The organism is Paraflavitalea sp. CAU 1676 (assembly GCF_029223285.1).
Classification (GTDB): domain Bacteria; phylum Bacteroidota; class Bacteroidia; order Chitinophagales; family Chitinophagaceae; genus Paraflavitalea.
Window position 1 is genome coordinate 569,568 of sequence record NZ_JARHUJ010000001.1, and the last position, 25,402, is coordinate 594,969.

The 25,402-nt window shown below is 47.8% G+C and carries 21 protein-coding genes; 16 read left to right on the forward strand and 5 right to left on the reverse strand.

The window, feature by feature from the left end:
• Positions 1 to 58: 58 nt before the first annotated feature.
• The gene (locus P2H89_RS02375; RefSeq protein WP_275824884.1) at positions 59 to 1,258 is read right to left on the reverse strand and encodes a hypothetical protein; all 1,200 of its coding nucleotides are present in this window, start codon (positions 1,256 to 1,258) and stop codon (positions 59 to 61) included.
• A gap of 685 nt (positions 1,259 to 1,943) precedes the next feature.
• Between P2H89_RS02375 and P2H89_RS02380 the strand changes: the two genes are divergently transcribed.
• Positions 1,944 to 2,144, forward strand: coding sequence for a hypothetical protein (locus P2H89_RS02380; RefSeq protein ID WP_275824885.1), 201 nt, complete (start codon positions 1,944 to 1,946; stop codon positions 2,142 to 2,144).
• Positions 2,145 to 2,227: 83 nt separating this feature from the next.
• Here the strand turns inward: P2H89_RS02380 and P2H89_RS02385 are convergent, their stop codons facing one another.
• Positions 2,228 to 3,262 carry a glycosyltransferase family protein gene (locus tag P2H89_RS02385; RefSeq protein ID WP_275824886.1) on the reverse strand — a complete coding sequence of 345 codons (1,035 nt, stop codon included), beginning with the start codon at positions 3,260 to 3,262 and terminating at the stop codon, positions 2,228 to 2,230.
• Positions 3,263 to 3,276: 14 nt separating this feature from the next.
• The gene (locus tag P2H89_RS02390) at positions 3,277 to 4,113 is read right to left on the reverse strand and encodes a UDP-2,3-diacylglucosamine diphosphatase (protein WP_275824887.1); all 837 of its coding nucleotides are present in this window, start codon (positions 4,111 to 4,113) and stop codon (positions 3,277 to 3,279) included.
• Positions 4,114 to 4,312: 199 nt separating this feature from the next.
• Between P2H89_RS02390 and P2H89_RS02395 the strand changes: the two genes are divergently transcribed.
• The 9 genes from P2H89_RS02395 to P2H89_RS02435 all read left to right on the forward strand — a co-directional run bounded on the left by P2H89_RS02395 (position 4,313) and on the right by P2H89_RS02435 (position 16,367).
• Positions 4,313 to 4,882: an XRE family transcriptional regulator gene (locus P2H89_RS02395; protein ID WP_275824888.1), complete on the forward strand. Its 570-nt coding sequence runs from the start codon at positions 4,313 to 4,315 to the stop codon at positions 4,880 to 4,882.
• Between the two features lie 169 nt (positions 4,883 to 5,051).
• Positions 5,052 to 8,252 (forward strand): SusC/RagA family TonB-linked outer membrane protein, encoded by a 3,201-nt coding sequence (locus P2H89_RS02400; protein WP_275824889.1) that lies wholly within the window; start codon positions 5,052 to 5,054, stop codon positions 8,250 to 8,252.
• 23 nt (positions 8,253 to 8,275) lie between these two features.
• Positions 8,276 to 9,850 carry a SusD/RagB family nutrient-binding outer membrane lipoprotein gene (locus P2H89_RS02405; protein WP_275824890.1) on the forward strand — a complete coding sequence of 525 codons (1,575 nt, stop codon included), beginning with the start codon at positions 8,276 to 8,278 and terminating at the stop codon, positions 9,848 to 9,850.
• A 248-nt stretch (positions 9,851 to 10,098) separates the two neighbouring features.
• Positions 10,099 to 10,683, forward strand: a complete 585-nt coding sequence (locus tag P2H89_RS02410; protein WP_275824892.1) for an HD domain-containing protein — start codon at positions 10,099 to 10,101, stop codon at positions 10,681 to 10,683.
• Positions 10,684 to 10,727: 44 nt separating this feature from the next.
• Positions 10,728 to 12,014: a DUF5690 family protein gene (locus P2H89_RS02415; RefSeq protein WP_275824893.1), complete on the forward strand. Its 1,287-nt coding sequence runs from the start codon at positions 10,728 to 10,730 to the stop codon at positions 12,012 to 12,014.
• On the forward strand, positions 12,011 to 13,135 hold the full coding sequence (locus tag P2H89_RS02420; RefSeq protein WP_275824894.1) for a TIGR03364 family FAD-dependent oxidoreductase: 1,125 nt from the start codon (positions 12,011 to 12,013) through the stop codon (positions 13,133 to 13,135). Before P2H89_RS02415 ends, P2H89_RS02420 begins: the two co-directional genes overlap by 4 nt.
• Positions 13,136 to 13,262: 127 nt before the next feature.
• Complete coding sequence (locus P2H89_RS02425) at positions 13,263 to 13,931, forward strand: phosphatase PAP2 family protein (RefSeq protein WP_275824895.1); 669 nt, start codon at positions 13,263 to 13,265, stop codon at positions 13,929 to 13,931.
• Positions 13,932 to 13,942: 11 nt separating this feature from the next.
• A complete protein-coding gene (locus tag P2H89_RS02430) occupies positions 13,943 to 15,502 on the forward strand; it encodes a glycosyltransferase family 39 protein (protein ID WP_275824896.1) in 1,560 nt (519 codons plus the stop codon).
• Positions 15,503 to 15,578: 76 nt separating this feature from the next.
• Positions 15,579 to 16,367 carry a mechanosensitive ion channel family protein gene (locus P2H89_RS02435; RefSeq protein ID WP_275824897.1) on the forward strand — a complete coding sequence of 263 codons (789 nt, stop codon included), beginning with the start codon at positions 15,579 to 15,581 and terminating at the stop codon, positions 16,365 to 16,367.
• Here P2H89_RS02435 and P2H89_RS02440 read toward each other — a convergent pair.
• Both P2H89_RS02440 and P2H89_RS02445 read right to left on the reverse strand, forming a co-directional pair.
• Entirely contained in the window at positions 16,364 to 17,419 is a 1,056-nt protein-coding gene (locus P2H89_RS02440; protein ID WP_275824898.1) for an ATP-binding protein, read from the reverse strand. The genes P2H89_RS02435 and P2H89_RS02440 overlap by 4 nt on opposite strands.
• A gap of 46 nt (positions 17,420 to 17,465) precedes the next feature.
• On the reverse strand, positions 17,466 to 18,152 hold the full coding sequence (locus tag P2H89_RS02445; protein ID WP_275824899.1) for a response regulator: 687 nt from the start codon (positions 18,150 to 18,152) through the stop codon (positions 17,466 to 17,468).
• 168 nt (positions 18,153 to 18,320) lie between these two features.
• Between P2H89_RS02445 and P2H89_RS02450 the strand changes: the two genes are divergently transcribed.
• From P2H89_RS02450 to atpH, 6 genes are all read left to right on the forward strand, one after another.
• The gene (locus P2H89_RS02450; RefSeq protein ID WP_275824900.1) at positions 18,321 to 20,531 is read left to right on the forward strand and encodes a hypothetical protein; all 2,211 of its coding nucleotides are present in this window, start codon (positions 18,321 to 18,323) and stop codon (positions 20,529 to 20,531) included.
• A 174-nt stretch (positions 20,532 to 20,705) separates the two neighbouring features.
• Positions 20,706 to 22,517 carry an ABC transporter ATP-binding protein gene (locus tag P2H89_RS02455; RefSeq protein ID WP_275824901.1) on the forward strand — a complete coding sequence of 604 codons (1,812 nt, stop codon included), beginning with the start codon at positions 20,706 to 20,708 and terminating at the stop codon, positions 22,515 to 22,517.
• A 211-nt stretch (positions 22,518 to 22,728) separates the two neighbouring features.
• Complete coding sequence (atpB, locus tag P2H89_RS02460; RefSeq protein ID WP_275824902.1) at positions 22,729 to 23,820, forward strand: F0F1 ATP synthase subunit A; 1,092 nt, start codon at positions 22,729 to 22,731, stop codon at positions 23,818 to 23,820.
• Between the two features lie 39 nt (positions 23,821 to 23,859).
• Positions 23,860 to 24,111, forward strand: coding sequence for an ATP synthase F0 subunit C (gene atpE / locus P2H89_RS02465; protein WP_315820186.1), 252 nt, complete (start codon positions 23,860 to 23,862; stop codon positions 24,109 to 24,111).
• Between the two features lie 94 nt (positions 24,112 to 24,205).
• A complete protein-coding gene (atpF, locus tag P2H89_RS02470; protein ID WP_275824904.1) occupies positions 24,206 to 24,700 on the forward strand; it encodes a F0F1 ATP synthase subunit B in 495 nt (164 codons plus the stop codon).
• Between the two features lie 76 nt (positions 24,701 to 24,776).
• Positions 24,777 to 25,340 (forward strand): ATP synthase F1 subunit delta, encoded by a 564-nt coding sequence (gene atpH, locus P2H89_RS02475; RefSeq protein ID WP_275824905.1) that lies wholly within the window; start codon positions 24,777 to 24,779, stop codon positions 25,338 to 25,340.
• Positions 25,341 to 25,402: the final 62 nt, after the last annotated feature.

Consider the following 25,402-nt stretch of genomic DNA (forward strand, 5'->3'; position numbering starts at 1 on the left):
CAGGTATGTGCAAGGGCTTTTTGAGACGCACGAGCCGCAAGTAATTCTGAACGCCTCGTTATTGCGGGGAGTATTGATAAACCACCTGATAGTGGGTCTTTCGTAGGCTGGCGAGCATTTTACCAATGGGGAGGTCTTCCTTTTGTGGGGTAGGTTCGCAAATGGAATATTTATTGCCGTTGTATTCAATGGTCTTCCCTTTCGGCTTATCGAATTGTACAGCGATCGTAACGTGTTTGGGATATTCCAATACGATCATTGGCAGGTTGTAGATCTCTTTGACCAGGTAAAAGAAGAGGGCCACCCGGTCCTCGCAATCGCTTTGCTCAAAGAAAAGGGTTTGCTCGGGCGAAAGCCGCTTCTCAGTACCAAAGCTTTTGGTGTCTACTTCAAACAGAAAAGCGTATCGTGTAAACCGCATCAGGTAGTCTACTCCTTTTTTAACACTCATGCCTTTTACGTTTTTCTTCAGGAGCGGTATCAGCGATAAATAGGTTTCCTGGCTAAGCGGAATATTCAATTGGGAGGCATAATCGACTGTGGGGTAGTTGTTGAACAGCGTAATTAGCTGGGGATTCAATTTTACCTTGAAATGGTAGTCGTTATCATAATAGGTGAAATGGAGGTCTTTCTCCTGGTAATCCTGCGGGGAGAAGCTGGGCAGGTTTTTGATCTTATAGGAGAACACTTGTTTGGCCGATGCTTCCGGTACCGTCGTTTGTACAAAATGCAGTAAAGTGAAGTCTATGGCACCGTAGTCATGATAATTGAGGCAAACATACTGCCGGCCATCATTCACCCGGACAGGGATATCATACACTTCCTCGTCGCTCCGGATGTACAGGAGCAGCTTTTCGCCGGAGACGGTGATATACGCATCATACCCGGTTTTGATCAGCAGGAACCATTTGTACATGGTGTAGCGGGTATAGTCTTCGGATTTGGGGCTTATGATCTGGGCCGTTTTCCTGATAAGCTGATAAAACAGCCAATCATCCGGGTGGTATTTCTCTTTATAAGCCTGCAGGGCGGCGATCATTGATTGATAGGGGCTGGCATTGACCCGTATGTAAAAATCCGCCACAGTCTGTTGGGAGAGGGTACAGGCGCTTTGCTGCAAACTTTCTTTATTGAATGAAAAATGAAGTGGGGTACCGCAAAAGTCGTAGTGGATGGTAGATACACCTGGTTCGTTCTGTGACTTTGCTGGTTGGAAGCTTATCGCCAATAAGAGCCATAATATAGTACGTTGGTACATCACGGCAAGCCCTTGTATTCCTAATTTACTAAAAAAAGCTGAAACTGACAGTTTTTTTGACCAGCATTCTTAACAGTAGTATAAACTTCCGGTAAGGCTCTCATAACAAGGGCGGTCTACCTTGCCCTTCCAAATCCATGTAATCGATCGATTTCCAGTAAATAGCTTTTTTAGCGTAGATTTTTCTCATGTGACTTGTAGCCGTGCGATCTTTATCGTGACGGCTTTTTTGTGCGCTTAGCGTGGGTATTCGTAATTATACTAGTAGTGCTTGTGGTATCCTGAATGTTTTTTCATCCTCCAAAATTGCCCGGTCACACAATTATTTTGACCGGTTAGCCAGAATGTTGGCACCTATTTTTATCATGAAATGAAATAGTTAGACATTTGTGTTGACAGCTACTTACCTTTGTTCTCCAAATAGCTAATTACAACTCTTTATAAGTGAGAGGATTTCTCTCATGTGACTGACGCCGTTCGATTTCTATCGTGACGGCTCTTTTATTTTACGGCCGTCTATAAAGGCCTATTACTTCGTACATATATTGTGGTTATTGTTCCCCGTAATGCGGAATCGTTTTTCACTCTTCATCGCGTATATCCCGGATTGAAACATCATCCGGATTTATCTGGTACAGTGCTTGTAATGTACTAGCCTATTGTATAACTATTAAATGGATAATCTATGAAAACACTTCTTATTGCAGGTGCTGCCTTGTTTTTTACCGTTTCCCTTAGTGCACTGAATACCGATCACCCGTCTATTCCCCCCGGTGATGAGACTTACTCTGCGAACTTCCAGGATAGCACTAAGAAAAAGAAAGACAAGAAGAAAAAAGACTCTACCGATAGAAAGGACACCGCATTTGTACAGTATCATCGTTGACGCGATGGTGCATGGGATCAAAAGGAGAAAGTCGTACAGGCAAACGCTTTGTACGACTTTTTTATTTAAGGAAAAATGGCGGCTTAATTAAAGATCAGATCGGGATAAGGGATGTCGAGTTCATACCGGAGATTGGTACAGCGCATCATCAGTATATTGATGATGGCCTCGGTGGAGTATTTATAGCTGATGGTGGGCGTGTGCGGATCGTTGACCCAATCGTTAAAGGTATCCGGGAAATCGTCGTCCAGTTTATCGAGCGTTTTGATCCCGATCTTCTTCAGCGCTGCGGCATTACATTGTTGCTCATACTGTCCCTGTATGGGGATAGCGATCATTTTCTTCCTGAGGTGGATAGCTTCGGCCGGCGTTTCGAACCCGGCTCCGCATATAATACCATGGCAACTGATAAGGCTTTGATTGAAATTCTCTTTATTGACGGGTGTCAGGGTGATATTTCCTTCGGTGCGGGGCGCTTTGGTTTGGCGGGAGAATACTTCAAAGCGGTGATCCTTGAAGGGGGCCAGCAGGGCCATCAACTCGTTGTCGCAATAGGAAGGCAGGTATACGGTGATATGGCCATCGTTGGTGGGCTCAGCCTGAAGTATCTCGGTTTTGATAACCGGTGAATAGATAAAATCATCGTACGATTCAAAATGGAGCCCGATGTACTGGCTGGCTTTGGCGTAGTTCTGCAAAACCCATTCTCCGACCTTGCTGGGCTTTTCGGGGCGCGGTGTTTTGGGGGATAGAAAGCTGGCCTGGTGTCCAAAATTGACCGAGGGCACTTTCTTTTTAGCACAGGCTATCGAGGTAATGCACTCAAAATCGTTTAATACGAGATCATATTTCTCTACCGGCAGGTCTCTTGCTTCTTTCATCATACGAAACGGGGAGATGCTGCGGGTGAGTTTCCAATAGTCGAGTGAACCTTTGCAGGTATAAAAAAGGCTTAGTCCCTGGCTGCGGTATTTTACCGGAGCGTCGAGGGGCAGGGTGCTGTTGGCGCCGCTGAGAAAGAGGTCGACGGTGCCATAGTTTTGTAAAAAGGGCAATAGTTCCATGGCACGGCTGATATGCCCGTTGCCTGTTGCCTGCAATGCGTAGAGTATTTTCATGTTGTCGGTGCTGGTTAGATGGCCAGTGAATTGATGTAAAAGTTGATCTCGTCGGTTACTACACTTACTTTCCTGCTCATGTCCGTGGCAGGGATATGTTGAAATTCCTTTTCGTCGTACTCAAATATTTTCCATTCGTTGTGGCTGTATTCAAGCGCGGTGAGGTGCTCGACCCAATCACCGGAATTGAGGTAGGTTACTTTGCCCTGCTCATTTTCTACTACCCGTTTCTGTGGCTGGTGGATATGACCGCAGATCACATAGTCATATTTCTTTTCGATGGCCAGCTCGGCGGCGATCATTTCGAAGTCATTGATCTTGGTTACTGCTTTGTTGACCTCGGCCATTACTTTTTTGGAGATGGACAGTTTTTCCCGGCCAAACAGTTTAAGGACAAAGTTTACGAAACGGTTGAAGAGGATCAGCATGCCGTAGCCGCTGCTTCCCAGCTTGGCCAGGAATTTGGCGCCTCCCTTGGTGGTATTGTCAAACACATCTCCATGAAAGATCCAGGTCATCTTATTGTCGATCTCCAGCACAAGTTTATCGGTGAGGGTAAAATTGCTGAGTTGGAAATCGGCATAGCGACGTAACAATTCATCGTGGTTGCCGGTAATGTAGAAAACGCGGGTGCCCTTGGTCATAAGGTTGAGTACTTCCTTAATGACTGCCATATGAGAGGCAGGGAAATAGCGTTTTGAGAATTGCCAGCCGTCGATGATATCCCCGTTTAGGATGAGAATATTGGGTGCGATACTTTTTAAGTAGGCCACCAGTTCGCGGGCATGGCATCCATAAGTGCCCAGGTGAACATCAGAGATTACGACTACGTCTACAGGACGTTTTTCCATGGAGCGCGGGTTTTGCAAATATCCCATGGTAGTGTTACCTCAATTTTAAGCGGACGTTAAGTAATTGTTTTCTATATGAGCTAGGTATTAGCCGATTATGAGAATTTAACTGGAGTTTAATTGCAACGGGAGCCCCTGCAGAATGGCTGGTTTATATTTTACCTAATATTGTATTCCACCTTAACGTATCTGTTTTATCATGCAGGAAGACCTCATTTTACTGATCGGTGAGCAACTCAAATCAAAAAGGACCCAAAAGAATATCACTTTAGAAGATCTTGCCAACCGGGCTGGTGTTACAAAGGGCTTGATTTCGCAGATCGAGAACAACAGAACGGTTCCTTCGTTGGCCGTTTTGTTCAACCTGATCCATTCGCTGGGCGAGGACCTGAAGAGCTTTTTTGAAGATATGCATGAGCATTTCATTAATGGGCATGTGTTGATCGTTCGGAGTGGCGAAGAAAAGCCGTTCGAGAAAGAACCGGTTAAAGGGTTTTCTTATAAACGCATCCTTACCAAGAGTGTGATAGCACAAGCCGTCGACATCGCCTTGTTGGAATTGAAGAAAGGGGCGGCCCGGAAACAGATGATTCAAACTGATGCCTTCGAGTGTAAACATATATTAAAAGGCAGCGTTGAATACCAGATAGAAAAAGAGAAATTTATCCTCAATGCCGGCGATACGCTCTTCTTCGACGGCCGTGCCAAGCACCGTTTACGTAACGCCGGTAACACCGATGCAGCCATCCTCGTCGTTTACCTGTTCTAAGGAAATGAGCATCAGGGGGGGCGACTTATTTAATACTACTTAACTCCAGTTTAGTATTTATAAACAATTAATGCTTTGTTAAAACAGGCATAACCTTTCCTTTACACGGCACTTCTATTTTCGCTGCTCAATTTTTAACATCACGCTCTCCATCTAAAATTTCTGTTTTATGAGTAAATGCTACCTTATTGTAAGGGTGGTAACGGCATGCCTATTGCTGTCCTTACCATTTCTCTCGCTCGCTCAAAATCCGGTTTCGGGTAAAGTAATTTCTGTAAAGGACCAGTTGCCTGTTGCTGGCGCTTCTGTCGTGGTGAAAGGAACTGCTACAGGTTCGTCTACTGCCGGCGACGGTGCTTTCACCATTGTCGCTAAAACCGGCGACGTGCTGGTCGTAAGCGGAGTAGGGTTTCTGACCAAAGAAGTGGCGGTAAAAGGAAGTTCACTGGAAGTGGCTTTGGAAGTAGATGCCCGTTCGCTCAACGAAGTGGTGGTGACTGCTTTGGGTATCAAAAAAGACAAGAAGAAACTGGGATATGCGGTACAGGAAGTAAAAGGCGAAGACCTCGTGAAGGCAAGAGAGCCTAACCCCATCAACTCATTGGTGGGTAAAGTGGCGGGCCTTACAGTAGGTGCCTCCGCTGAAATGCTGGCGGCTCCCCAGTTGGTATTGCGTGGGTCGGGCATTGGCCTTTTCGTAGTGGATGGCGTTCCCATCAACTCCGATACCTGGAATATCAGTCCTGATGATATTGAATCTTATACTGTGTTGAAAGGCGCAACTGCTTCAGCGCTCTATGGTTCCCGCGGCCAGTATGGTGCAGTTATGATCACTACAAAAAGAGGAAGCCGCGACAAACGTGGTTATTCGATAGAATTCAATTCCAGCACCATGTTCGAAAGTGGTTTCAACGCCATTCCCAAGGTGCAGGACGAGTACGGTCCCGGCGACCATGGCAAATATGCTTTTAAAGACGGTAAGGGCGCTGGCTCGAACGACGGCGACTACGACGTATGGGGGCCCAAGTTCGAAGGTCAGCTGATCCCTCAATACGATAGTCCTGTAGATCCTGTTACGGGCGTTCGCCAGGGTACGCCCTGGGTGGCCCGCGGAAAGGATAACCTGAAGAGGTTCCTGCAAACAGGTTTGCTGTCTACCAACAATATCGCTGTTTCATCACATGGTGATAAATATGATCTGCGTTTTTCGCTGTCGCATACCTATCAGAAAGGGATAGTGCCCAACATGAAGATCAATATCACCAATTTCAATATTTCTGCCGGCTACAAGTTCTCGGACAAAGTGCGTATGGATGGTTACCTCAACTACAATCGCCAGTACACACCCAACTTCCCCGATGTGAATTATGGTCCCAACAGTTTGATCTATAATATCGTGATCTGGGCCGGCGCCGATTGGGATGTTGACCAGATGCGCAATTACTGGCAGCCTGGCAAGGAAGGGGTGCAAAGTATCTATGCTGAATACCAGCGCTACCATAATCCCTGGTTCATGGTCAAGGAGTGGCTGCGTGGTCACTATAAGACGGATGTGAACGGTTATGCCAAACTTACCTACGAACCTGTTAGACATGTGGAACTGATGGCACGTACCCAGGTAACTACCTATGACCTGTTCAGGAACGAGAAGATGCCTTTTTCGGCACATCCATATCAGCGTGAAGAAGGTCGTGGTGACTACCGGGAAGATAAGAGGACTTTGTTCGAGAACAATACCGATATCCTGGCTACCTATACCAACAAGTTCAGGGGCGATATCGATGTAAAGGGATCTGTAGGTGGTAATATCCGCAGTTTCCGGTACAACTCCAGCTTTGTGACCACCGACTACCTGAACGTACCAGGCTGGTATAATTTCAATAATACGCGCAATCCGTTGCGTGCTTCAAACTTCACGGCAGATCTGCTGACGCTGAGTGCTTACAGCTACCTGGACGTATCGCTTAACAAGTATGCCAATATCTCCCTGACCGGTCGTTTTGATAAATTATCTACCCTGCCTTCCGGTAATAACGTTTACTTCTATCCATCTGCCGCGTTGAGCACCGTGGTAACAGACTATGTGCAGCTTCCCGAAGCAATCTCCTTCCTGAAGTTGCGTGGGTCATATGCCAATGTAAAAGGTGGTTTAACGGCTTCTACGATCGGCGCCACACCACAGGCCAGCTATCCACTCGGTTATGGTTCGGAATATTATTCCAGCTACGATGGTCCTTCTTACACGAACTCAATTGCCTATACTACGCCGCCTGTATACAACAACCAAACCGGTGCGTACTATTCAACAACGCTGAATAACCCCGATATCAAGCCTTTGAGCAGCACTGTGTATGAAGTAGGTGGCGATGTTCGCTTTCTCAACAATAAGATCGGGCTGGATGTAACCTATTTCACAACGAAAGATGGTCCGGCTATCTTTACTTCGCCTTTGTCGCAAACCACTGGTTATACCGGAGCGCTGCAAAATGGTATCACTACGAAGAAGACAGGCTGGGAAGTGTCGCTGAATGCCACACCAATTACCAACCGCAGCGGTTTCAGCTGGAATACCATGGTCAACTGGTCGACCTTCAAGGAAGTGTATACCAAGATCTACGGCGACCTTACCCAATTGGATATTTATAGAAAGATAGGTACCCGTGTTGATCAGTTTGTAGGTTCGGCATTTGTGAAAACGCCCGATGGTAGGATCATCAACGATGCCGGTGGCCGGCCTATCCGCAACCCGGTTTCTCAGCTGCAGGGATATACCAATCCTGACTGGGTTTGGAGCTTTATCAACAATGTAAGCTACAAGAACTTCCGCCTGGGCTTCCAGTTCGATGGTCGTGTAGGTGGTCATATGGTGAACTATATTCAACAGCAAACGTACCGCGGTGGCCGCCATATCAATACCGTACAAGGTAAAATGGGAGAGGCCCGCTTCCAGGATTACAAAGGTGTGAAATCATGGGTTGGTGAGGGTGTTGTTGTTAGCAACAATACTGCTATCGAATATGATAACCTGGGTAATGTAACGAACTATGCCAAGTTGCAGTTTGCCCCCAACACTACGCCTACCTACCTGCAGGATTACATCAGCTTCTACTACAATACCAATGAGGCAAACCTGATCGAAAAGACCTTTGCCAAGCTGCGTGAAGTGACGCTTACCTATAGCCTGCCACAAGCGGTGCTGGGTAAAACTTTCATGAAGCAGGCGAGTATATCGCTGATCGGCCGCAATCTGCTGTATTTCTCGAAGTATAAGGATCTGGATATTGATCAGTATGCAGGAAGTCAGGGAAGTTCAAGCCTGCAAACGCCCACGGCGAAGCGATATGGTGTGAACATCAATATCACCTTTTAATCAATCAACACAAACTTCACGTCATGAAATTTAGAAATATAGCTTTTGCAATTTCCGTGTCGGCACTGGCTGCAGCTGGTTGCCAGAAGAAATACGACCAATATCTTGAAAACCCCAATAAGCCTACGGCAGTGTCGCCCAACCTGATCCTGACCGGGGTACTATCGGATCTGAATAGCGATAAACCCTGGAGTCTGGTGACCCGTTGGTGCCAGTTTGATGCCTGTAATTATAACTATTACGGTGATCAGCGTTATGACTGGACGGGTGCGGGACTTAACTATCAAACCCTCGAGAATGTGGTGCGCATGGAAGTGGAAGCCAAGCGTGTAGGCGAAGCCGATCAGAATGTGTATGCCACTTTGGGAAAGTTCTTCAGGGCCTATTTCTTTTACCGCATGACTAATCTGGCCGGTGATCTTCCTTTGAAGGATGCGCTGAAGGGATTGGAGATGACCACTCCAGCTTATGATAGCCAGAAGGAGGTATTCGTTCAGGTGCTTAAGTGGCTGGATGAGGCGAATGTTGAAATGGCTGCGCTGATCGCTAAATCGGGCGATGGCAAGATCGATGGCGACTTTTATTTCGGAACCAAATCGGCCTGGCAGCGTACCATCAACGCATTCCGCCTGCGGGTATTGATTGCGCTGAGTAAAAAGACCGGCGATGCTGATCTTAAGGTTACACAGAGTTTTGCGGCTATTGTGGCTGATGGGGCAAAGTATCCGCTGCTGCGCAATACAGGTGATAACCTGCAGTATGTGTATTCTTCGTACAACAAGTATCCCAGCAATCCCGATAATCTTGGTTTTGATGCTACGCGTTATAATATGTCTGCCACGTACCTTAATGCGTTGGTGGCTATAAAGGATCCCCGTGCGTTTGCTACTGCAGAGCCCGCTACCAAGCAATTGAGCAATGGTAAAACGCCGGCGGATATTACCGCTTATGTGGGCGCTCCATCGGGAGAGGACCTGGCGGCCATGTCGTCAAAAATGGCAGACGCCGTTAATGCAGAGTACTCATTGCGCAGCCGCAGCCGTTACTATGCCAATTACAATGCTGAGCCGGGTGTACTGGTGGGTTATGCTGAAATGTGTTTCAATATTGCGGAAGCCATCAACCGGGGCTGGGCTACCGGTAACGCTGAAGACTGGTACAAAAAAGCGATCAAAGCATCCATCGGTTCTTATGGCATTCCTGTAGACGCTGCGGGTAGTTTTAATAAGGTATATCCTTATGGGGCTACCAACGCGGTAACCTACCCGATCAGCTTCGATTTCGACAATACTTATTATCAGCAGGCGTCGGTGAAATATTCAGGAAACAATGCTACCGGTCTTCAACAGATCCTGCTGCAGAAGTACCTGGCGTTTTTTCAGAATTCAGGATGGGAAGCTTATTTCAACTGGCGCAGAACCGGTGTGCCTGATTTTAATACGGGTACAGGTACCGGTAATAGCGGTCGTATTCCGAAGCGTTTCCAGTATCCTACCAATGAACGTACAACCAATCTTAGCAACTGGGAGAAAGCGGTTAAGAATCAATTCGGTGGCACTACCGATGATATCAACGGCGATATGTGGTTGATTAAATAATAATTCCTTAATCAACGAAATGGCTGCGCATTACAGTTCTTTGGTAGTTTCGAGCCCGGTTACCGGTGCTGCACGTTGAGTGGCAGTTTCCTTCCGGACAACTCTATAATACTGATCTTTTCTACAAATAATAAGCAATCGTAGCAGTTTCTTAATGTTGACGGCGGAGCTTTTCTAAGTTTCGCCCTTTTTTTTCTCCTCCTGACGCCCGATCCTATTTCTTCCGTATATTCAAAATAAACTTGTGTATGAATACCCAACAGGCCACCTCTATAGCTACCGAGATCATCGACCTTTATGCACATCATGGCGGTGCGGAATACGCCGGTGAGCAGGTCACCCAGCTGGAGCATATGGTGCAGGCCGCTCAACTGGCCGAGCAACAAGGCTTTGACGAAGAGGTGATCCTGGCGGCCTTCCTTCATGATATTGGACATATCTGCGTGTCGGCAGCGGGCGACAATGAAATGGACGGATTTGGTATCAAGGACCATGAAGAAGTGGGTGGCGAATTCCTGCAGGAGCGCGGCTTCTCCAAAAGGTTGATCAGGCTGGTAGAAGCCCATGTAGAAGCCAAGCGTTACCTTACCTGGAAGTCTCCCGCTTATTATGAACAATTGTCGGAAGCCAGTAAACGTACACTGGAATTTCAGGGAGGTCGTATGGGTGATGATGAGGCGCATGCGTTTGAGCAGTATCCCTTGTTTGACCTGATCATTAAGATGCGCCTGTGGGATGAAGAAGCAAAGATTGAAGGCCTTCCGGTGCCCGATCTGAATAAGTATCACGGAATGATGGTGCGACACTTGTCGCGCGATGCAATTGCCGGCTGATCATTTACAGCCCGAAAGTTCAAATCATTAAAACACTGTTCCTTTTGTCAACTATTACTGCCAACGTTGCTACGCTTACCCGGAAACAGGTGCTAACTGCCCTGTATGCCGCTACCGTCGCATTTCTTACTTATGCTTCGATATATGCTTATCGAAAACCGTTTACGGTGGCCACTTTTGAAGGTCTTAGTTTCTGGGGCGTAAAGTACCAGGTGCTGCTCATCATCAGTCAGGGGTTGGGCTATATGTTCAGCAAGTTTTACGGCATCAAGTTCATTGCCGAACTGAAAAGACTGGGGCGCTGGAAAACAAGCGCTGTGCTGGTAAGTGCCTCGTGGTTATGTCTCCTGGTATTTGCTCTGGTGCCTGCACCCTGGGGTATGGTGTGTATGTTCGTGAACGGCTTTATGCTGGGGTTTATGTGGGGTATCGTATTCAGTTATGTGGAGGGCCGCAAAACAACCGACTTCATTGGCGCCACTATGGCGGTGAGCTTCATATTTGCCGGCGGCTTTACCCGTTCGATCGCATTGTGGTTACGTGACAGCTGGCAGGTTCCCGAACAATGGCTGGCATTCATGACCGGATTGATCTTTGTGGTACCGCTCATTGTTTTCCTCTACCTGATGGAGCGGATCCCCGCCCCCGACCAGGATGATATCGAAGAACGTACTGCGCGACTGCCGATGACCAAGGAGCAGCGACTTAAATTTCTCCGGATGTTCGGGATGGGCACCATTGCCATTATCATTACCTATTTATTCCTCACCATCATGCGTGACGTTAGGGATAATTTTATGTCGAACCTATGGAGCGAGCTGGGGTACGGGGCCAAGCCTGCCATCTTTACCAAAACAGAAACGATCACTTCCGTGGTGATCCTTATCATGATCAGCCTGCTGGTGGGTATCCGGAAAAATATCCGGGCTTTCAGGCTGGTGCATATTATGGTGATCGCCGGCTTCCTGCTGGCGGGTGTATCTTCTGCTTTGTTTCTGGCAGGGATCATGGAAGGGGCCATCTGGATGCAACTGGTGGGGCTGGGGCTGTATATGGGATACATTCCTTTTAACTGCATCTTTTTTGAGCGGCTCATTGCAACTTTCAAAATAGCCGGTAATGTAGGCTTTCTTATTTACCTCGTTGATGCGTATGGATACCTCGGCAGCACGATGGTGATGCTCTCGAAAGAAATATTTCAAATAAAATTAACCTGGTCTCAGTTCTATCCTGCAGGGGTAGTGATATTTTCGGTAATAGGAATTGCCGGTACTATCTATTCTTTGTTTTATTTTAACCGGAAATTTGAATTGTTAAAAACCGACCGATGAGTAAGCCGTCAGCTATTGTTATTGGCGCAGGCATTGTAGGACTGGCCACCGCACGCGCCCTTGCGGTAAAAGGGTATGCCGTAAAAGTATTCGAGCGTACACATAAAGCAGTGGGGGCCTCCGTCCGCAATTTTGGAATGGTATGGCCTATCGGGCAGCCCGGTAAATTGTATGACCGTGCCCTCCGTAGCCGGGAGATATGGAAGGAAATGGGTGATGATGGTGCTTTCTGGTACGATCCCGCAGGAAGTCTCCACCTGGCGTATCATCCCGACGAATGGCAGGTGTTGCAGGAGTTATATGAGCAGTTCAAGGGTGAGCGCCCGGTAGAATTACTGAATGCACAGCAGGTAGCCGGGCGATCGGGTGCGGCAGTGCAGCAGGGTTTACTGGGGGGCCTTTATAGTGCCGATGAATTGATCGTTGACCCACGGGAGGCCATTTGGGCTATTCCAGGATACCTGCAGGGGAAGTATGGCGTAGAGTTTTTCTGGGGCAGGTGTGTTAGCTATATTTCCGATAATACCGTTTATATTGGTAATGATGAAGAGTATGAAGGGGATGTAATCTTTATTTGCAGTGGCGCCGATTTCGAAACCCTTTACCCCGAAGCGTTTGCTGCTTATCCGCTTACCAAGTGCAAACTTCAGATGATGCGTTTTGCTTCACAGCCCGATAGCTGGCGCATTGGACCTCCTTTATGCGGCGGTTTATCGTTGATCCATTATAAGAGCTTTACGGCTTCAAATTCGATGGCCACTTTGAAGAAGCGGTATGAGGCTGAAATGGCGGAGTACCTGGAATGGGGCATCCATGTGATGGTTTCGCAAAATGGCCGGGGAGAACTGACGGTGGGCGACTCGCACGAATACGGACCTACGCACGATCCTTTCGATAAGGATTTCATCAATACAATGATCGTTCAATACCTGCGCACTTTCGCGCAGTTCAAAGACAGCCGCATCATTGAAACCTGGAACGGTACTTATCCTAAGCTCACGAATGGCGAAACCGACCTGTTCTTTTCGCCCGAGCCGGCCGTTTATGTTTTGAACGGCTTGAGTGGAGCTGGCATGACCCTTTCCTTTGGACTGGCCGAAGAGTCGACAGCTTTTCTGTAGATAGAGATCCCAGGCTTGCCTGGCGCGGTAAGGTGCATGACTCCACGTGACTTGTTCACAGTTCAATAATCTTTAAGTAATAGAGGGGTTACATGTGGATATTAGGTTTGTGTAACCTTTAAACAACATGAACCCTCTTATTCGCACCCTGTGTGGCAGCAGGAGGTATTTTATTGCCTTTACCGTCTATTTGCTGCTCTCCTTTATTTTCTGGAGCCTTCACTCCAAAGCCGATGGTTTTATATTGATGAATGGAAAGCATTCTGCTGGCACGGAATTGTTTTTCTCTTGGTTCACTCACCTGGGCGATGGCCTGTTCACCTTGCTTTTATTTGTTTTATTGTTGCTGGCGCGGCAACTGTTGCAGGCGGTGCATTTGCTGCTTGCCTACGTCTATTCGGGTTTGTTGGTACAGCTGATCAAACATGTTACTCACATGCCGCGGCCCAAAGTGTTCCTCCATGCCAATCAATACGATCAGTTTATTGAGGGTATATCCCGTGGCGGCTGGTCGAGCTTTCCTTCGGGGCATACCACCACTGCTTTTGCTGTTGCGACCGTCCTTGCCCTTTATGCGAGCAATAAGTGGTGGCGTACATTCTACCTGATGGCGGCAATCCTTGTAGGATATTCCCGCATCTATCTGGGGCATCATTTCCTCGAAGATGTGCTGGCCGGATCGATCATGGGTGTTTTTATTGCTGCCTGTGTGGTGGCCTGGATGCCCGAATTGAAACTTTTTGGCCGCCGGGTTACCGGTCCGCTGTCTTCAACACCTGTTGTATACAATAATTAACTTTACCCTGCTTGAACTATCGAAACCGGGTCATATGGCTGATCATTGTGGCTTCGCTGGTGCGTATGATCGTGGCAGCTGTTACCGAACTGTCGAATGATGAGGTGTACTACTGGACCTACGCACAACATCTTCAATGGAATTATTTCGATCATCCTCCCCTGATCGCTGTGTTGATCAGGGTCTTTACCGGCAATCTGTTGGTACAGGAAGAATTCTTTGTACGCCTGGGAGCCATCGCCTGCGGAGCGGTGAATACCTGGCAAATGTATTTGCTGGGAAGGCAATTGAAGAATGAATATGCTGGATGGCTGGCAGCCTGCTTGTTTACTGCTTCGGTATATGGTAGTATCCTGGGCGGTCTGATGATATTACCCGATGCACCTCAAATGGTTTTCTGGTTATGGGGGGTGTTGCTGCTGGTGAACATTTTCAATGAAGTTTCTGAAGGGGCTCGTTCCAATAAACGCTGGTTGTTGTTTGGCCTGGTGGCGGGCTTATGCATCATGAGCAAAGTGCACGGTGTTTTTTTGTGGGGAGGCGCCGGTTTGTATATAATGATCTACAGGCGGTCTTTGCTGAAGAATCCGTTTCTCTACCTGGCTTTATTGATCACTGTAGTATTGATCTCGCCTATCTACTGGTGGAATCGTGCGCATGACTTCATCACCCTCAATTATCATGGCAACCGGGTTGGCTTTTTCGGTGCGGTGCAATGGGATAGTTTTTTCAGACAACTGATCGGGGAGTTCCTCTATAATAATCCGGTCAATGTCGTATTGCAGTTCATGGCGCTCCATGCCATGCGAAAAATGCCTTTGTTGTCCACTACGGCCAATCAGCGAATACTGCTGATGCTAAGTTTGCCATTGGTGGCGGTTGTTTGGTTCATGGCTTTGTTCAAAGACACCTTGCCCCATTGGACAGGCCCTGCCTACTCAACGCTCATTCCCCTTGCAGCCGCTTACCTGGCGCAACGCCTGGAGCGTCGGCAATTGTTACCCCTATTTCCGAAGGTGATGAGGTATTCACTGGCCCTGCCTGCCATCCTGTTGATTGTGCTGGTCACTTCGATCCAGTGGTTGCCGGTTGGCTTAGGTAGTAAAGATGATCAAAAGCTGGGTTCGGGCGACCTGCTGCTGGATATGAGTGGCTGGCATCAAATGGGCCGTGCATTCGACAGCTTGTATAAACGGGATGTTGCGCAAGGGATCATGAAGCCGGGCGCTTATCTCATCACTGATTATTGGTTTCCTGCTGCGCATGTGGATTACTATGTGGCGAGGCCGGCGAAAATGCCCTTGATCGCAGTAGGGTCCTATGCTAATATTCATCATTATGCCTGGTTGAATAGGCACAAGGCGCCATTACAACCGGGGCAGGATGCTTATTATATGGCGGTTTCCAACTACTATGATCCTCTATCTCCCTCCATTAAAAATACATTCCATAGCATTGAGCCACCCGTAATGATCGATCAATTGCGCGCGGGAAAGGTGGTGCGGCATTTTTATGTTGTCCGGCTACGGGGATACCAGGGAGGTATTCCTCATAGTGGGGTATTGCCTTGACCCGGGGCACTGCCTGGCATACCTTTTTACACGAGCTAAGGGGCAGCATGCCGGCTAAAGTGTTGCCCGCCTGATTATGAACCTCGACAAATTGTACGACAAAGCGATGGATTGGATCATCACCATGGGGCCCAGGATACTGGCTGCCTTGCTCGTATTACTGGTAGGACTGTGGATGATCCGGTTACTCAAAAGATGGACACGCACCCGCATCCAAAAACGGGCTATTTCCTCCACACTGGCTCCTTTTCTCCAAAGCCTGGTAATATCTCTGCTGTATGTATTGCTGGTATTGTTACTGATGCAGATTCTCGGTATTCAGATGACCTTGTTTGCTGCGATTATTGGCGGCGTTACCGTAGCGGCCGGCCTGGCCTTATCGGGCACCATGCAGAATTTTGCCAGCGGTATTTTGATCCTGCTGCTGAAGCCTTTCCGTATTGGTGATAATATCGTTACGCAAGGGCAGGAGGGCACTGTAACAGCCATTCAGATTTTTTATACGGTCATCACCACCTTCGATAACAAAATAGTGATCGTGCCCAATAGCAAACTTTCGAATGAGATCATCATCAATACCAGCCGGGAGGGTAAGCGAAGAATGGATATTGAATTGAAGTTGAATTATGGGATCGATATCGGGAAAGTGCGTTTTATTATTGAAGGTATCGTGCAGGACGATAAAGACATCCTGAACCAGCCGGAGCCACGGGTAGGGGTTTCGTCGCTCGATTCCGACGGTTATAAGGTAATGGTCAATGCCTGGGTGAAGCCGCACGGCTTCCACGATGAACGAATGGGATTGCAGGAGAAAATAATTGACGGTATTAAGCGGGCGGGGATCAAGCTGCCGGGTATGGCTTAGGCATTGTCCCGCCTGGCTTCCAGCGAAAACCCAATAGTGGTGCCCACATCGGGTGTGCTGCGAGCGTGGATACTTTGACCATGTGCTTCGATAATGTGCTTGCAGATGGCCAGGCCCAATCCGGTGCCGCCCTTATCACGGCTGCGGGCCGTATCGGTGCGGTAGAAGCGTTCGAAGATGCGGTGCAGGTGCTCGGGTTCAATGCCGATGCCATCATCGCCTATTTCAACCAGCACATGGCTGTCGTCGGTTTTATAAACACTTGCGACTATAGTTCCATAGGGCCGTCCATACTTGGTAGCATTCTCAACGAGGTTGATCAATACCTGCTTGATCTTTTCCTTGTCAGCAAAAACGGTAATGGGTGCTTCGCAGCCTTTTTTGATCGTGGTCTTGATGTTCTTTTCCTGGATCTTGATCGACAGAGAATCATAGATCTCCCTGATCAGGTCCTGTATCACGAAGTTCTGCTTGTATAACAATTGCTCTCCGCTTTCGAGACGGGATATTTCATCCAGGTCATTGACGAGGTTTACCAAACGGTCGACATTCTTGGAAGTGTTTTCCAGGAACTTCTTGCGGATTACCTCTTCATCCATCGCGCCGCCGAGCAGGGTGTCTACATATCCCTGGATGGCGAATATGGGGGTCTTGATCTCGTGGGCCAGGTTTTGAAGAAACTCTTTGCGGTAGGCCTCATTCTTCTGAAGCATTTCTATTTCCTTGTTCCGGCGTTCACCCCAGGCTTCCACATCGGCCCTTACTTCATCGATACTTTTCTGAGGAAGTATGTATTTGAAATAGACCTCTTCTTTCTTGGTCGCCTTGGTTTGATAGATCAGCTTATAGATCAATTTGATCTTCCGGTAGATAAACTTCTCCAGGGTAAAAATGATCAACGCATAGCTTCCGGCAAATACCAGGGCAAACGAGCCCAGCCCCACCCGCCAGTCGAAGGTGAACAGGAAGATGCCGATGGCGATGGGTATCGATAAAATACCTGCTGTAAAAGCGGCCAGCTGCCGGGGAGAAAGGTTTTTGGTGGAGAACATGCCCCTTGCTTATCTACGTTTTGATGTGGTACGAATTTACGGGGATTTATACGTCAAACTTATAACCTACCCCTTTTACTGTTGTAATGCAGTCGATGCCAAGCTTTTGACGCACTTTACGAATGTGTACGTCGATGGTGCGGTCGCCTACGATCACATCGTTGCCCCACACCTGGTTCAGTATTTCGTTGCGGAGGAATACCCGGCCTGGCTTGGATGCCAGCAGATACAGTAATTCAAATTCCTTTTTGGCCAGTACGACGGATTTGCCATCGACTTTGGCTTCAAACTTAACAGGGTCGATTTCCAGGTTGTCGATACGTATCACTTTTTCGCCTTCCGGTTCTTTGGCGGCTGTACGGCGAAACAGTGCATTTACCCTGCTAACCAATATTTTAGGGCTAACGGGTTTGCTGATATAGTCGTCTGCTCCGGTTTCGAGGCCCTTTACATGGGAGCCTTCATCGCTCAGGGCAGTCAGGAACAATATGAGGGTATCCTTAAACGAAGGTTGCGACCGCAGTATCTCACACACTTCCACACCGTTCTTCTTGGGCATCATAATGTCCAGCACGATCAGGTCCGGGTTATTGGAACGGGCTTTTGTAAGGGCCTCGTCTCCGTCCTTGGCCGTCAGCACGTCATATCCTTCCTTTTGCAGGTTGTATTGTATGATTTCCAGGATGTCCGGCTCATCATCAGCGATCAGGATCTTCTTACCTTTAGAATCCATGTTAACAATAAATTTACGCAAAGTTAATTTTCCAGCGCACGCGGCAAGGGGTGAACCAATTATGAAATTGTTAACTGATGTTATACCGCAGGCATTGATTTTCCGTTCTATACAACCAATTGGTAGTATTTTTGCTCTTCTTATTGATGCAGATAGCTGGAATATCGTATGAAACCATATTTACTTGCAAGCTCCCTTTTACTGTTGATTGCCCAGGCCGGACTGGCTCAAACGACCGCATATCCGTACAAGATTGCCATGCAACGGGTATTGTGGCACGAAAACATTGATAAACAACAGATAAAGCTGTTTGCCAGCATCAACAAATCAGTTCCCGACGAATCAGTTTCGCTCCAGATAACCGACGCCACCGGGCGCCACGTAGATGAGTTACAGGAACAGATTGAAACTGACTCAATCCTGAGCAGCCAGTCAAAGATCAAGTATTTGCGAAATGTGGAATCCACGCTACAACAATTTTCCTATTGGCGCGGTCAGAAGGATTTCCCGGCTACCAGTGCACCGGCCCTGATCAAAGGCCTGGCGGAATGTATCGAACTTGACAGAAAGGGGCAAAGTATAGAGCCGGTTATTGAAAGCAGTGATTATGGAGTGGCCAGAATGCTGGTGGACGGTCTTGCCTTTTCGAAAGACAATCCAGGTATGGCGAACTCGAGGGTAATCCTCACCAGAAAATACCTGGGCCTGCATCCCGATGAAATTCTCCTGGAACTGCGGAAGCAGCCGAATCTCCCGTTTGCCGATAGTATACTAAAGGTGGCAGCCCATCGTGATGTGCGCAAATTTTACGACTATGCGCAGGCGAGGGGCCCGCTCAGCAATCGTATCGCGAGCCACCCGGATACCCTGGTGCGCACGATAGGCCAGATGGCGGGCAGCCGCAACGGCCAGTTGTATTTTCCATTTCTCGATAACCTCATTCGCGGAAAGATCACGATCCGTGAAATTGATAGTGTAAAGGACAATGATTTCAGTTATTTCCGTTTGTTGGTGCGTACCCGTATCGAGTATGCCGGTCGCCTGTTGCCGCCGGTACGTGATACGGCTACCGAATTGAATGCATTGACGGAAATGATGGCCCGCAAGGCGCGTCAATTGTTTGTGCGGGAGATCAATGCCCTGCATGATGTGAATGACCTCAACGTCCGCTTCAGGTCGCTCGAAAGACTCACGCCGCAGGAGCTGTATTATGTGGCTGTGTTGAGCGAAGACGAGATCTATACGTCGAGTTATGTGAGCGGTGTTTATCCGCGGATCTTTCAACGGATGACCAACCCCCGGGGCGATAGTCTGCTGATGAGTGTAAATGGCGACTACTTCCGTAAGTTTATCAAGATGGCTGCCGGATACAATACCCTCAATCATTTTCTGGGTACGATGGGTAAGGAAGAAGCGGAAACCTTGATGAAAGCTTTCGTGATCGGCCTGGAACGAAAAAAGAATGACCGCAACGATGACCTCGAAGATGCGGTGGATGTGGCCGACTCGTACAGCAGCATCATGGATAAGAATAAGGAGCTGGCTGGTTTTATTCTCAACGAGGTAAAGTGGAACTATGACAAGAACGTTCAGGATAACAATAAGCGCGGCGTAGTGATCTATAAGTTGCTGAAGATACTTTTTGAATCAGCCGATACTGCGTCACGAAAGATGGACCTGTCTACGATGCTTGGCATCCCCTCCATTTATGCGCAGGATTACAAGTCGCTTACGGATGATAGCGGCCGCGTTGTGCAACAGGTATTCTTTTACGGCGATGAGGATAAAGATGGACAAAACTCCTTTGTGAATTTCATGGGCATGTTCCGTGGCAAGGCCGAGTGGAAAATCGATGACAAACCCGAGTGGGTTTCCATCCGGTCTACCCGCGGGAAGCCTGTGTACATATATGCCAATAAGCCATTATATAAACCTGAAGAAGACCTGGACGAGAAAGCACAGGTGAAACTGATCGAATACCTCGACAGTAAAAATCTTCGCCCAACAGTGGTCGTACACCGCGGACATAGTTATCACCTGCCCTATACGCTGAAGAAACTGGCACCCACAGCGCGAATCGTTGTGCTGGGCTCCTGCGGTGGCTATAATAACCTCAATGAGGTGTTGACGATCTGCCGGGATGCGCACATCATTTCCTCCAAGCAGGTGGGTACCAAAACTGTGAACGAACCGATCCTGGAAGCGATCAACGCTAACCTGGTAGCAGGCCGTAACATCGACTGGATCAACATGTGGAAAGAGCTGAGTGGCCGTTTCAGGACGGGGCCTGCCAAAGAAAAATTCGATGATTATATTCCTCCCTACAAGAACCTCGGCGCCATCTTCATCAAGGCCTATCGCAATGCGATGGGTGAATAAGGCTTCGTGGTAGGAAAGAAGGGTGCAGCCCTGAATATCTCTGTTATTCCAACTTTTCTGTTAACAGACTGTTACATCTACACCGATCGATGCATTGATCCCGCGTTTTGGCCGTAAAACCAGAAAGCCGGGGTCGGAAACACGAAACTGTCGTTATCTTTGCCCGCTTCCATTATGTCAGCAAAAGGTTCAGAGAAGAAAATATTTGACTTCAGCTTGCTTCGCCGGGTGTTCCGGTTTGCGGCCCCGTACAAGAAGAAATTCTATATTTCTCTCGCACTGGCGATCCTGTTGGCAATTCTTTCTCCTATTCGCCCCTGGCTGATACAGGTTACTATCAATGACTGGGTGCCCAAAGGCGCAGCTGCGACGGTATTGGAAAAAACCGGCATCATCGAAGTGGTGATGTGGATCACGGTGATCCAGGTAGGGTTGTTGTTGCTGGAAGTCTTCTTTCGTTTCTATTTCTCTTTTCTTACTGCCTGGCTGGGACAAACCGTAGTGAAAGACCTTCGGGTAAAAGTGTACAGAAAAGTGCTTGGCCTCAATCTTTCACAGTTCGACACTACACCGATCGGTACGCTCACTACGCGGACCATCAACGATATCGAGGCTATTAACGATATTTTTGCTGAAGGGCTTATTCCCATCATAGCCGATCTGTTGTCGATCATAGCCATTTTGGTGTTCATGTTCTGGGTCGACTGGCGGCTTACCCTTATCAGCCTGGCGCCTTTTCCTTTCCTGATCATTGCTACTTATTATTTCAAAGAGAGTGTGAACAAATCGTTCATCCGCGTACGGAATGCCGTTGCCAGTTTAAATGCTTTTGTTCAGGAGCATATTACAGGTATGGGTATTGTGCAGGCATTTGCGGCGGAAGAAAGAGAGTTCAATAAGTTTAAGAGGATCAATAAGGAGCACCGCAATGCCAACATCAAAGCAATCTTTGCTTACTCGGTCTTCTTTCCGCTGGTGGAAATTGTACTGGCAGTAGGGACTGGTCTGATGGTTTGGTGGGCGGCTACACACGCTTTGAAGCTGGAGGGTGTAGAAGCGCAGAGCCTGGTAGGTAAAATGATCTCGTTCTATTTGTGTTTGAACCTGCTGTTCCGCCCGCTGCGGGTAATTGCCGATAAATTCAATGTGTTGCAGATGGGCATGGTGGCCAGCGAGCGGGTTTTCAAAGTGCTGGACAACGACGATTATATTAAAAGCGAAGGCAATTATGCTCCCACACAGGTGAAGGGTAAGATCGTTTTTGACCATGTATCTTTTGCCTATGTCGAAGACAGGTATGTGCTGAAGGATATTTCCTTTACTGCACTACCGGGCGAAACCATTGCGATCGTGGGGCACACCGGCAGTGGTAAAACGTCCATCATCAGTTTGCTCAACAGGTTGTACCATATCCAAAAGGGGACATTGACGATCGACGATGTAAAGATCGACGAGTACAAATTAGATGCTTTGCGTAAGAATATCGGTGTGGTGCTGCAGGATGTGTTCCTGTTTTCCGGTTCGGTGCTGGATAATATCACCCTGCGGAACCCTGCCATCAGCCGGGAGCAGGTGATCGCTGCCGCTAAGATGATCGATATGCACGATTTTATCATGCAGTTGCCGGGGGGCTACGATTACAATGTGATGGAGCGGGGCAGTAGCCTGTCGCTCGGTCAAAGACAGTTGTTGTCGTTTATCCGGGCTTTGCTGTACAATCCGTCCATATTGATCCTGGACGAGGCAACCTCCTCGGTTGATACGGAAAGTGAGATATTAATACAAAATGCTATAGATAAATTGATCGCTGGCAGAACTTCTATCGTTATTGCCCACCGCCTTTCTACTATCCGCAAGGCCAGCAAGATCATCGTACTTGATAAAGGGGAGATCAAAGAGATCGGTAACCACGAGGAGCTGATGAAGAACCAGGGTTTCTACTACAAATTGCACCAGATGCAGTTTGAGAAACAAGGAGTTATGTAGGTTTTGGCTTCACCTGGTAGACTTTAAAAAGCGGAAGATCGACCCAAAGACAAGCTTTATGTCGAAGTATTTGAAATGATCAAACATATGCGCAAGAAATAGGGTAGCCGCCTATCCCCATTCCCATTTCGGGCAATTCTTCAAAATACTTCTTTACGGCGATGGATTTTGACACCCCATGCTTATCTTTGCGCCAAATTTCAGGAACAGTATGGCTTTCAAACGTTTCAAATCCTTATCAGTAGCGGTTTTCAGCCTTTTTTTAGTACTTATTTCCGGTTCGGCCTTCGCGAATGAAGGAGAAGGTGCTAAAGGCAAGTTTGACCCAGGTAAGGAAATGTTGGATCACATTGCAGACGCGCACGAGTTTCATTTTTTCACTATTAAGCATGAGGGCGGCCATGATTTCCATGCCACCCTGCCTCTTCCCGTTATCCTGTACTCTCCCCAAAAGGGCCTGAGTGTATTCATGTCTTCTGCTTTCCACCACGGCGAAGAAGTGCATGAAGGATACAAACTGGTGGGTCACGATATCGTTCCGGTAAAAGAAGACGGTTCTGTTGACGAAAGCGTTAAAGTATACGATTTCTCCCTCACCAAGAACGTGGTACAAATGTTCCTGGCGCTGATCATCCTGTTCTTCATCCTGACCAACATTGCCAAGAAATACAAAGCAGGTCAGGGACTTACCTCTGCTCCCAAAGGGTTGCAGAATGCCGTAGAGCCTGTTATCCTGTTTGTGCGTGACGATGTGGCCAAGCCCAACCTGCACCACAAGGCCGATAAATACCTGCCTTACCTGCTCACATTGTTCTTCTTTATCCTGATCAATAACCTGTTTGGCTTGCTGCCTGGCAGCGCCAACGTAACCGGTAATATCGCCTTTACGATGGTATTGGGTATCATATCCCTTATCGTAATCCTGTTCAGCACCAACGCCCACTTCTGGGGTCATATCTTCTGGTATCCTGGTGTACCTGTGGGTGTTAAGTTTCTGATGCTGCCGGTAGAACTGATGGGTGTATTCACCAAGCCTTTCGCCCTGATCATTCGTCTTTTTGCAAATATGACAGCGGGCCACATCATCATCCTGAGCTTTGTGAGCCTGATCTTCATTTTTGCTGAAATGACCAAAGTAGCGGGTATTGCTTTCACGCCGGTTTCTATCGCTTTTGCAGTATTCATCTACCTCATCGAGGTGCTGGTGGCCTTTATCCAGGCTTATATCTTTACCAACCTGACTGCTGTTTTCATCAGCCAGGCCATCGGGGATCATCATTTCCAGGAAGATCCTCATCACTAATTCGAACTCAATTTCTTTTTAATTATAAAAATCAGAATCATGGATTTAATGAACATCATGTTGGAAGTTTCCGGTAGCTGGTCACACTTTGGTGGTGCTGTAGGTGCTGGTCTTGCTGCTATTGGCGCAGGTATCGGTATCGGTCAGATCGGTAAAGGTGCTACTGAGGCGATCGCCCGTCAGCCGGAAGCTGCAAACGACATCCGTGGTGGTATGATCCTGACAGCTGCCTTCGTAGAAGGTGTTGCGCTGTTCGCTGTAATCGCTGGTCTGCTGGCGGTACTGAGCTAATCATACTTCCCAAACTTAGTACTGCACCTGAAGCACAGGGCGGAGGGTGCAGTTACTTTCAAACATTGAACTAAAGCTTTATAATACTTTTTCTATGAGTTTGTTAACTCCCCATCTTGGTTTTTTTGTCTGGACGCTGATCTCCTTTATCGTATTGTTTTTCTTATTGAAGAAGTTTGCCTGGAAACCCATCCTGAAGTCACTGAAGGAACGTGAAACAGGTATCGCCGAGTCTTTGGCTTCTGCCGAGAAAGTAAAGGCTGAAATGGCCCAGTTGAAGAACGAGAACGAAGCTCTGCTGGCAAAGGCCCGTGAAGAAAGAGCTCAATTGTTGAAAGAAGCCCGCGACACGAAAGACAAGATCATCAACGAAGCTAAAGAACAAGCTAAAGTTGAAGCCAATAAGATCATCGCTGAGGCGCAGGCTGCTATCCAGAACCAAAAGATGGCTGCAATTACCGAGGTGAAGAACCAGGTGGGTGCACTCGTGATCGAAGTTGCTGAGAAGGTGCTGCGTCGTGAACTGACCAACAAGGGCGAACAGGAAGGCTTCATCAAACAACTGACGAACGAAGTAAAATTGAATTAATTCAAGGCCAGGGTAGGAGAGACCGGGGAGCTGAAACCTTCCATTAATTCCGAACCAGGCCAAAGTTTAAATAAATATGCTTAATCCACGGTTAGCAGGTAGGTACGCAAAGAGTTTGATTGATCTCGCTATCGAGCGCAATCAACTGGAAGATATTTATAAAGACATGCTGTTCATGCAGGCTGTTTGCAAAGGCAGTCGTGAATTCGTGGCGTTATTGAAAAGTCCGGTAGTAGCTTCCGATAAAAAGGATGCTATTCTGAAAGCCATTACAGACGGTAAAGTGAGCGAGATCACTACAGTATTCAATAAGCTGTTGGTGAATAAGGGTCGCGAATCCGGATTGCCCGAGATCATCACCGCTTTCATCGCGCAGTACAAGAAGCACAAAGGTATCCATACCGTAAAGCTGACGACTGCCGTGCCGGTTGGTGAAGATGTTAAACAGCAGATCATCAGCAAGATCCAGGAGCAAACCCCCATGAAGAATGTGGAACTGGAAACAGCCGTGAAAGATGAGTTGATAGGTGGCTTTGTACTGGAGCTGGGCGGTACCCTGGTTGATGGCAGCATCCTTTATGATCTCAACAAGATCAAGAGCCAGTTCATGAACAACGACTTTATTTATAAGATAAGATAGTGAGCGGGCGGCGCCCGTCGGTTAATGCCGTACAGATGCCAACCGTTGACAGGATGTAACTA